The sequence below is a fragment of the Flavobacterium sp. genome, from assembly GCF_020217025.1.
Classification (GTDB): Bacteria; Bacteroidota; Bacteroidia; order Flavobacteriales; family Flavobacteriaceae; genus Flavobacterium.
On sequence record NZ_JAIWOF010000143.1, the window covers coordinates 1 to 10,000 of the forward strand.

Below are 10,000 nucleotides of genomic sequence, written 5' to 3' on the forward strand. Positions count from 1 at the left end.
CCTCCAGATGAACGTCCTTCACCACCTCCCATTGGGTGATCAACCGGGTTCATTGCTACTGGTCTTGTTCTTGGTCTTCTACCTAACCATCTTGATCTACCAGCTTTACCTGATACGATTAATTGGTGGTCTGAGTTAGAAACAGCTCCAATTGTAGCCATACAAGTTAACAAGATTAATCTTGTTTCTCCAGAAGGCATTTTAATTGTTGCATATTTTCCATCTCTTGCCATTAACTGAGCGAAAGTTCCTGCTGAACGAGCGATTACAGCTCCTTGACCTGGTCTTAATTCGATACACGAAATAACAGTTCCTAGAGGAATTTTACTTAAAGGCATTGCATTTCCAATTTCTGGAGACGCTTCTTCACCTGAAACTACAGTTTGTCCAACTTGTAATCCATTTTGCGCAATGATGTAAGTTTTAGCTCCATCTGCATAATACAATAATGAAATAAATGCTGAACGATTTGGATCATACTCGATTGTTTTAACTGTTGCTGGAATCCCAACTTTAGCTCTTTTAAAATCAATAATACGATACTTTTGTTTGTGACCACCGCCTGTATAACGCATGGTCATTTTTCCTTGACTATTTCTACCTCCAGAGTTTTTTTTCGGTGCGATCAAAGAACGCTCCGGCTTATCAGTTGTAATAGTGTCAAAGCTATTAACAACTCTAAATCGCTGACCCGGGGTAATAGGTTTTAATTTTCTAACTGACATTTTCTATTAGATATTAGTATAAAAATCTATTGTTTCTCCCTCTTGTACTTGAACAACTGCTTTTTTGTAAGCATTTGTTTTACCACTGATTAAACCACTTTTGGTATATTTAACACTTCTATCAGCTCTATAGTTCATTGTATTAACTGCTACTACATTCACTCCAAAAGTTGCCTCAACAGCATTTTTGATTTGAATTTTATTTGCATTTTTAGCAACTACAAAACCAAAACGGTTAAAAACTTCACCATCTTTAGTTATTTTTTCAGTTATAATAGGCTTAATTATGATGCTCATAATCTTATTATTTACTTAAATTAGCTTCAATTCCGTCTACTGCACCCTCTAAAAGAACTAAACTTTTTGCATTTAAAATTGCATAAGTACTTAATTCTGAAGTGGTTACAACGCTAGACGCTTTTAAATTGCGTGACGACAAATATACATTTTTATTTGTATCGCCCAACACAAATAAAGATTTTTTATTCTCTAACCCTAAAGCTTTCAATACGTTAATGAAATTTTTAGTGTTTGGTGTTTCAAATGTAAAATCTTCAACTACTACTAAATTTGACTCATTTACTTTTAAAGACAAAGCTGATTTACGAGCTAATCTTTTTAAGTTTTTGTTCAATTTGAATGAGTAGCTTCTTGGTCTAGGTCCAAAAACTGTACCTCCACCTTTAAACAAAGGATTTTTAGCAGATCCTGCACGAGCAGTACCTGTACCTTTTTGTTTTTTAATTTTACGAGTACTTCCTGCAACCTCAGCTCTTTCTTTAGCTTTGTGAGTACCTTGTCTTTGATTAGCCAAATATTGCTTTACATCTAAGTAAACAGCATGTTTATTAGGCTCAATTGCGAAAACTGAATCAGAAAGTTGAACTTTTCTTCCAGTTTCTTTTCCGTTGATATCTAAAACTTTTACTTCCATTACTTCTGAATGATTACATAAGAGTTTTTGTGTCCAGGAATTGCTCCTTTAACCAAAAGTAAGTTCTTTTCAGTAACTACTTTTAAAACTCTAAGGTTTTGTACTGTTACATTATCTCCTCCCATTCTTCCAGCCATACGCATTCCTTTGAATACTCTAGATGGATAAGATGAAGCTCCTACAGAACCAGGCGCTCTTAAACGATTGTGTTGACCGTGTGTCGCTTGTCCAACACCGCCAAAACCATGACGTTTTACAACCCCTTGGAATCCTTTTCCTTTAGAAACTCCCACAACATCAACAAATTCACCTTCAGCGAATAAGTCAACAGCGATTACATCGCCTAATTTGTACTCCTCTTCAAAACCTTTGAATTCAACGACTTTCTTCTTCGCAGCTGTTCCCGCTTTCTTAAAGTGACCTAACTCAGCTTTAATTGAACGTTTTTCAGCTTTGTCATCGAAACCTAACTGAATAGCAGAATATCCGTCTACTTCATTGGTTCTGACTTGGGTAACAACGCATGGACCACACTCGATTACAGTACAAGGAATATTTTTCCCGTTCTCATCAAAGATGCTAGTCATGCCAATTTTTCTTCCGATTAACCCAGACATATTAAACTAATTATTAATTAAACTCTTATTTATAATACAAATAGTATTTGCACACTACTCATTTTGAGGGTGCAAATATATAAATTATTTTTTAATTATCGCAAAAATAAATAGTTAAGCAAAATTTACTTTAAAAAAGCACTTTTTACTCACTAAAAATGATAAGAAAAAAACCGTAATGCTTTCACATTAACGGTTTTTTATTTGATCATTGCTTTTTTGCAACGGTGTTTATCACACTTTAATTTCTACTTCAACTCCTGAAGGTAACTCTAATTTCATTAAAGCATCGATAGTTTTAGAAGAAGAACTGTAGATATCTAACAATCTCTTATAAGAACTTAATTCGAATTGCTCTCTTGATTTTTTGTTAACGTGTGGAGAACGTAATACAGTAAAAATCTTTTTGTGTGTTGGTAATGGAATTGGACCCGTTACCACAGCACCTGTACTTTTTACAGTCTTAACGATTTTCTCAGCAGATTTATCTACTAAGTTATGATCGTATGATTTTAATTTTATTCTGATTTTTTGACTCATTTTCTTAAAAATTAAGCGTTACCTTTTGCTTTTTTGATTACAGCTTCTGAAATATTAGAAGGTGTTTCTTCATAGTGAGAAAACTCCATTGTAGATGTAGCCCTACCAGAAGACAATGTTCTTAATGTAGTAACATAACCAAACATTTCTGATAAAGGAACATTAGCTTTAATAGTTTTAGCACCATTTCTATCACCCATATCATTTACTTGACCTCTACGACGGTTCAAGTCACCTACGATATCACCCATGTTTTCTTCAGGAGTAATAACTTCAATTTTCATGATTGGCTCAAGAATAACAGCTCCTGCAGCTTTAGCCACTTCTTTATATCCCATTTTCGCAGCTAATTCAAAAGAAAGAGCATCAGAATCCACAGGGTGGAAAGATCCGTCTAATAAAGTCACTTTTAAACTATCTACTGCATATCCTGCTAAAGGACCTGCTTTCATAGCTTCTCTGAAACCTTTTTCAACAGCTGGAATATATTCTTTTGGTACGTTACCACCTTTAACTTCATTAACAAACTGTAATCCCATAGGAGCTTTACCGTCTACTAAATCAGCAGGTTCTAAACGGAATACGATATCACCAAATTTACCACGACCTCCAGATTGCTTTTTATAAGTTTCTCTGTGTTGTGCAGCTTTTGTGAACGCTTCTTTATATTCTACTTGTGGCTCACCTTGGTTAACCTCAACTTTAAACTCACGTTTCATACGATCAACAAGGATATCTAAGTGTAACTCACCCATACCTGAAATAATCGTTTGACCTGAAGCCTCATCAGTTCTAACTGTAAACGTTGGATCTTCTTCAGCTAATTTAGCTAAAGCCATACCCATTTTATCAACGTCAGCTTTTGTTTTAGGCTCAATCGCGATACCAATTACAGGATCAGGGAATTTCATTGACTCAAGAATAATTGGGTGTTTTTCATCACACATTGTATCTCCAGTCTTGATATCTTTAAATCCTACAGCAGCACCAATATCTCCAGCCTCAATATATTCGATTGGATTTTGTTTGTTAGCATGCATTTGGTAGATACGAGAAATTCTTTCTTTGTTTCCTGAACGTGTATTCAAGATGTAAGAACCAGCATCTAAACGACCTGAATAAGCACGGAAGAAAGCTAAACGACCAACGTAAGGGTCAGTAGCAATTTTAAATGCTAAAGCCGCGAAAGGCTCTTTTGTATCAGGGCGACGGATAATTTTCTTTTGGTCTTCTTCTAATAAATCAGCATCATCAGGGTGAATTCCTTCGATACCTTCTTTATCTAATGGAGATGGTAAATACTTACAAACTGCATCTAACATAAATTGAACTCCTTTGTTTTTGAAAGAAGAACCAGCAATCATAGGAATGATAGCCATATCGATTGTAGCAGCACGTAAAGCATTGTTGATTTCTTCCTCAGTAATTGAGTTTTCATCTTCCATATACTTTTCTAATAAGTTTTCGTCGTAAGTAGCAATCTCTTCAATTAAAATTGAACGATACTCTTTTACTTCGTCAACCATATCAGCAGGAATGTCGATAATATCGAAAGTAGCACCTTGAGTTTCATCATGCCATACAATAGCTTGATTTTTAACTAAGTCAACTACCCCTCTGAAATCAGCTTCTTCACCAATTGGTAAAGTAATCGCTACTGCGTTTGATTTCAACATATCTTTTACTTGCTGACAAACTCCTAAGAAGTTAGAACCTTGACGGTCCATTTTGTTTACGAATCCCATACGTGGAACTCTATATTGATCAGCTAATCTCCAGTTAGTTTCAGATTGAGGCTCAACACCATCAACCGCACTAAATAAGAACACTAAACCATCTAATACACGTAACGAACGGTTTACCTCTACTGTAAAGTCAACGTGACCAGGAGTATCGATAATGTTAAAGTGATACGATTTAGATTCTGGTAAAACTTTACCTTGGTTTGTTGGAAAATTCCACTCACAAGTTGTTGCAGCAGAAGTAATTGTAATACCTCTTTCTTGCTCTTGCGCCATCCAGTCCATTGTTGCAGCACCATCGTGTACTTCACCAATTTTGTGTGATTTTCCTGTATAGAATAAGATACGCTCAGTTGTTGTTGTTTTACCAGCATCAATGTGAGCAGCAATTCCAATATTTCTTGTATATTTTAAATCTCTAGCCATTTCTATACGAATTAAAATCTAAAGTGAGAGAATGCTTTATTAGCATCTGCCATTTTGTGAGTATCCATTCTTTTCTTAACAGCAGCACCTTCTTCTTTAGCCGCAGCTAAAATTTCAGAAGCTAATTTTCCTGCCATTGATTTTTCGTTTCTTCTTCTTGCATAAAGAATCATCCATTTGATAGCATAAGAAATCTTTCTATCTGGACGAATTTGCATTGGAATTTGGAATGTAGCTCCACCCACTCTACGTGAACGAACTTCTACGTGAGGCATAACATTAGTTAATGCATCTTTCCAAATCTCTAAAGCAGTTTTTTCTGCATCTTGCTTTTTAGTTTCAACGATTTCTAATGCATCATAGAAAACTTTAAAAGCTGTTGATTTTTTACCATCCCACATTAAGTTATTCACAAAACGTGTTACTAACTGATCGTTAAATTTCGGATCCGGTAAAAGGGGTCTTTTTTTGGCCGCTCTTTTTCTCATGTCTTTTCTTTAAAAGATTTTTAAATTACTTTTTCTTTCCAGTTGGTGCAGGTGCTTGTCCTGGTTTTGGACGTTTTGCCCCATACTTAGATCTACGTTGTGTTCTTCCTGCAACACCCGCAGTATCTAATGCTCCACGTACGATGTGGTAACGTACACCTGGTAAATCTTTTACTCTTCCACCTCTAACTAATACTATCGAGTGCTCTTGTAGATTGTGACCTTCTCCAGGAATGTATGCATTCACCTCGTTACCGTTTGTTAAACGAACCCTAGCTACCTTTCTCATTGCTGAGTTTGGTTTTTTAGGAGTTGTTGTGTAAACACGAGTACACACACCTCTTCTTTGAGGACAAGAATCTAAAGCAGCCGATTTACTCTTCTTAGTTATTTGGGTTCTCCCTGTTCTTACTAATTGTTGAATTGTTGGCATAATTAAATACTAAAAAATTTTACTGTTTAAAATTCCCGCTTTTTACGGGGTTGCAAATGTAGGAATTATTTTTTACTTTCCAAATCATAATTTATTAATTTTCAATGCAATTGTAATTTTGCAGTATTTTGATTGGTATTGAGTTACAAAAAAGAAAGATCAAAATTCCGATGAATTGTTGCATTAGATTCTGAAACAAGTTCAGAATGACAAAGTAGATATAAAATTTATTTTACTTTTTTTCGTTTCTTTACCGCTATGAAATTACTCTTGGGTTTACTACTGTTTTTTTGTTTCCAATTTTCGTTGGGACAAAATTTCTATTTAAACATAAAAGGAGCTTCGGAAATTGAAAACAAAACCATTGATAGTTTACAATACGAAATCAAACACGCTTCGGTGGCTTCTATTTTAGAAGAACAAAAACGTTTTGAAAACAAGTTAACGAATCAAGGCTTTTTTGATTGGCAGTTATTGGAACAGAAAAAAGTAAACGATAGCAGTTTTGTTTTCAAATACAATTTGGGAAATTCGATAAAAAACAACACAATATATATAGGTAAACTTTCTGCCCAAGAAAAATCGTTGTTGCAATTAGAAAGTGATTCGTTAATTATTGCCACGAATGAAGTGGAGAATTTTATGAAAAGTAAAATCGCTTTATTGGAAAAGAAAGGTTATTCATTAGCGAATTTGCAATTGATTAATCAGCAAAAAAATGAAAATAGTTTGTTTTCTGAATTGCTACTAAAACTCAATGCTAAAAGAAATATTACCGATTTAGTCATTGTAGGTTATGATAAATTTCCAGCTGGGATTAAAAAAGCAATTACCAAGAAAGCCAAAAAAGCTACTTTCAACCAAGACAATTTAAAACAGATTAACGATACTTTTGACAAATTACAATTCGTTAATCAAATCAAATACCCAGAAATTTTATTCACCACCGATTCGACAAAGATTTTTGTCTATGTTGAAAAATCGAAACCTAACAAATTTGATGGTTTTATCGGATTTTCTAATGACGATAAAAGTAAATTAACTTTTAATGGCTATTTAGATTTGCAATTGCAAAACATTTTAAACACCGGAGAAAAATTCAATTTGTACTGGAAAAACGATGGCAACAAACAAACTTCGTTTAACATCGGAACCGAATTGCCGTATATTTTTAAAACTCCGATTGGAATTAAAGCGAATTTGAGAATTTTTAAACAGGATTCCACTTTTCAGAATACCATGACCGATTTGAATTTGGGTTACTATTTCGCTTACAACACGAAAGCTTTTGTAGGGTATCAAAAAACAACTTCTGTTGATATTCAAAATACCAATTCATTTAGTTTGAATGATTTCACCAACACCTTTTTAACCTCGAGTTTTGAACATCTTGAGTTAAATCCTGATAGTTTTATTTTTCCCGAAAAATCAAAAGTTTTTGTAAAATTTGGAACAGGAAATCGAACGATTGCATTACAAAAAACGAGTCAGTTTTTTACACAATTAGATATGAATTACAATTTAAATCTAAATTCCAAAAACAGTATTTTTGTTCGAAATCAGACTTTTTATTTACAAAGTGATGACTATATAATTAACGAACTTTTTCGATTTGGAGGAATTAATTCGATTAGAGGTTTTAACGAAAATAGTTTGCAAGCGAATGCTTTTACCGGAATCATAGCGGAATATCGTTATTTATTAGCTTCTAATTTATATCTACATTCTATTACCGATTTTGGCTATTTCCAAGACAAAACTACTAACATTGAAGACCGATTATTAGGCTTAGGTTTTGGATTTGGATTATTTACCAAAAATGGTTTGTTCAATTTAGTTTATGCTAATGGAAGCACGAGCGAACAAGCGATAAAACTTTCGAATTCTATTGTGCATATTAGTTTTAAAACGAATTTCTAATTCACTAAATTAGAAACACTCCAAAAATCAAACTAAAATCCTATCTTTGCACCATGGAAAAAGACAACCAAATATTCGGGATTAGAGCAATAATTGAAGCAATTAACGCTAAAAAGGAGATTGATAAAGTATTCGTTCAAAAAGATGCGCAAGGCGACTTGATGCAGGATTTGATGAAGACAATGAAAAGAAACAACATCAACTTCTCCTACGTTCCTGTTGAAAAACTAAACCGATTAACTCCAAATAATCACCAAGGTGCGGTGGCAACCATTGCTCCTATTTCTTTTGTTTCATTAGAAACTATGGTTGAAAGTGTTATTGAAAGTGGTAAAAAACCTTTATTCCTAATTTTAGATCAATTGTCAGATGCGCGTAACTTTGGCGCCATCATCAGAACTGCAGAATGTACGGGTGTTGATGGAATCATTATCCAAAAACAAGGCTCAGCTCCTGTGAATGGCGATACCGTTAAAACTTCGGCTGGAGCAGTTTTTAATGTTCCGATTTGTAAAGTAGATCATATTAAAGACGCTATTTTCTATTTACAAGGAAGCGGCATCAAAACCGTTGCTGCCACTGAAAAAACAGAGCAACATATTTATGACATCAACTTCAACGAAGGCGTTGCGATTATTATGGGTAGCGAAGACAGAGGTGTTAATCCTTCGGTATTAAAAATTGTAGATGAAAAAGCAAAATTACCAATGTTTGGAACTATCGAATCTTTAAATGTTTCGGTGGCTTGTGGTGCTTTTTTGTATGAAGCTTTGAGACAGAGAATGTAGTTTTAAAATCGAGAAAATGAAAAAAATACTTATTTATATATTGTCTATAATAGCTATCGTCCTTTTAGTTAACTTTATTTACATAAATTTTATTTCAAACATTTCTAACCCAGACAATTTAGAAAGTCTTGAAGAAAAATCTATTGAAGAAATTAAAAAACAAATGAAAGACCCTAGTAGTTTTGAATTTATTAGTTTTGAATTAGATTTAATGAAAACAGATTTAGAAGAAATCAAAATGAAAGAAAATCTTGGCGAACTTCATAAAAAAGGAGAAATCAAATACTACAAACTAAGATTTAGAGGTAAAAACTCTTTTGGCGCATTAGATATTAGTGAAGTTTACATTAGAACAAATGATAATCTCTATTTTTTAGGATTAGAAGAATAAATAAAAATCTCTACTTCTTCCCACCCAAAAACTCATACACCACTTTCATAGAAGAATTGAAGTATTCTCTAATTACTTCTTCTGGTTTTGGTGGTGGATTGAAATTTCCTTTTTCATCGAAATTTTTCATAAAAGGGTCGAGTTCTGGATTGAAATCGGGTTTTTCCCATTCGTAGAAAATTGTTTTTCCAAATTGTGGCGTTTTCAAAACCAATGCTAAAGCCAATCCAACGAGAAATCCGGCTAAATGTCCTTCCCACGAAATACCTTCTTTTACATTGGGAAACATGTACCAAACGCTTCCACCGTATAAAATTACTATGGTGAATGATAAAGCAACTAATCGGTAATATTTGGTAAAGATTCCTTTGAAGAAAATAAAACTCACCAAAGCATAGATTAATCCACTAGCACCGATATGATAACTTGATCTTCCTAGTAACCAAGTTCCCAATCCTGAAAAGAGAATCCCTAAAAACAACACCACAAACGATTGTTCTTTGTAGAAATATCTCAATATTGGCAACAACACTAATAAAGCAAAGGAATTATTAGCCAAGTGTTCAATATCACCATGCAAAAATGGACTAAATAAAATTCCTTTTAATCCATACACTTCTCTTGGATAAATTCCAAAATGCGATAAATTATGTTGAAATTGTAATTCGTACCAAAAGACCAACCATAGCGTCAATACAAAAAATAACGGTAATAAAATGACCGCTTTTGTAAACTGAAAAGGATTATCGTGCTGTTTTTCCATATTGATTTGAATTCAAAGATAAAGCCAAAAATATTTCTATGCACATTTGTCATAAAATTGTAATTTTACGTCATGAATCAACCATTAGCCGAACGCATTCGCCCACAACAATTATCGGATTACATCAGCCAATTGCATTTAGTTGGACCTGAGGGTTCATTAACGCAACAAATTGCCAAAGGATTAATTCCAAGTTTGATTTTATGGGGACCACCCGGAACCGGAAAAACTAC

General features: G+C 33.8%; 12 protein-coding genes and 1 pseudogene. 4 read left to right on the forward strand and 9 right to left on the reverse strand.

Annotated features, from left to right (window positions below):
* The 8 genes from rplB to rpsL form a co-directional block, all read right to left on the reverse strand.
* On the reverse strand, positions 1-725 hold a 725-nt coding region (gene rplB, locus LDL23_RS07155; RefSeq protein WP_291265091.1), incomplete at its 3' end, for a 50S ribosomal protein L2.
* Positions 726-731: 6 nt separating this feature from the next.
* Positions 732-1,022 (reverse strand): 50S ribosomal protein L23, encoded by a 291-nt coding sequence (gene rplW / locus LDL23_RS07160; RefSeq protein WP_291265092.1) that lies wholly within the window; start codon positions 1,020-1,022, stop codon positions 732-734.
* Positions 1,023-1,029: 7 nt separating this feature from the next.
* A complete protein-coding gene (gene rplD / locus LDL23_RS07165; protein WP_026725642.1) occupies positions 1,030-1,659 on the reverse strand; it encodes a 50S ribosomal protein L4 in 630 nt (209 codons plus the stop codon).
* Positions 1,659-2,276 (reverse strand): 50S ribosomal protein L3, encoded by a 618-nt coding sequence (gene rplC, locus LDL23_RS07170; protein WP_291265093.1) that lies wholly within the window; start codon positions 2,274-2,276, stop codon positions 1,659-1,661. The genes rplD and rplC overlap by 1 nt, the downstream gene beginning before the upstream one ends.
* Before the next feature lie 234 nt (positions 2,277-2,510).
* Positions 2,511-2,816: a 30S ribosomal protein S10 gene (rpsJ, locus tag LDL23_RS07175; protein WP_009779180.1), complete on the reverse strand. Its 306-nt coding sequence runs from the start codon at positions 2,814-2,816 to the stop codon at positions 2,511-2,513.
* A gap of 11 nt (positions 2,817-2,827) precedes the next feature.
* Positions 2,828-4,984, reverse strand: a complete 2,157-nt coding sequence (gene fusA, locus LDL23_RS07180; RefSeq protein WP_291265094.1) for an elongation factor G — start codon at positions 4,982-4,984, stop codon at positions 2,828-2,830.
* 11 nt (positions 4,985-4,995) lie between these two features.
* Positions 4,996-5,472, reverse strand: coding sequence for a 30S ribosomal protein S7 (gene rpsG, locus LDL23_RS07185; RefSeq protein ID WP_026725645.1), 477 nt, complete (start codon positions 5,470-5,472; stop codon positions 4,996-4,998).
* A 25-nt stretch (positions 5,473-5,497) separates the two neighbouring features.
* Entirely contained in the window at positions 5,498-5,905 is a 408-nt protein-coding gene (gene rpsL / locus LDL23_RS07190; RefSeq protein ID WP_026725646.1) for a 30S ribosomal protein S12, read from the reverse strand.
* A gap of 258 nt (positions 5,906-6,163) precedes the next feature.
* On the opposite strand from rpsL, the gene LDL23_RS07195 reads away from it, so the two are divergent.
* The 3 genes from LDL23_RS07195 to LDL23_RS07205 are packed head-to-tail and all read left to right on the forward strand — an operon-like array spanning position 6,164 to position 9,004.
* A complete protein-coding gene (locus LDL23_RS07195) occupies positions 6,164-7,825 on the forward strand; it encodes a hypothetical protein (RefSeq protein WP_291265095.1) in 1,662 nt (553 codons plus the stop codon).
* Between the two features lie 53 nt (positions 7,826-7,878).
* Positions 7,879-8,613 (forward strand): 23S rRNA (guanosine(2251)-2'-O)-methyltransferase RlmB, encoded by a 735-nt coding sequence (rlmB, locus tag LDL23_RS07200; RefSeq protein ID WP_290819389.1) that lies wholly within the window; start codon positions 7,879-7,881, stop codon positions 8,611-8,613.
* A 16-nt stretch (positions 8,614-8,629) separates the two neighbouring features.
* Positions 8,630-9,004 carry a hypothetical protein gene (locus LDL23_RS07205; protein WP_291265096.1) on the forward strand — a complete coding sequence of 125 codons (375 nt, stop codon included), beginning with the start codon at positions 8,630-8,632 and terminating at the stop codon, positions 9,002-9,004.
* A gap of 10 nt (positions 9,005-9,014) precedes the next feature.
* On the opposite strand, the gene LDL23_RS07210 is transcribed toward LDL23_RS07205, so the two are convergent.
* Complete coding sequence (locus tag LDL23_RS07210; protein WP_291265097.1) at positions 9,015-9,767, reverse strand: rhomboid family intramembrane serine protease; 753 nt, start codon at positions 9,765-9,767, stop codon at positions 9,015-9,017.
* 72 nt (positions 9,768-9,839) lie between these two features.
* On the opposite strand from LDL23_RS07210, the pseudogene LDL23_RS07215 reads away from it, so the two are divergent.
* Positions 9,840-10,000: pseudogene (locus LDL23_RS07215) on the forward strand (replication-associated recombination protein A); the annotation flags it as partial.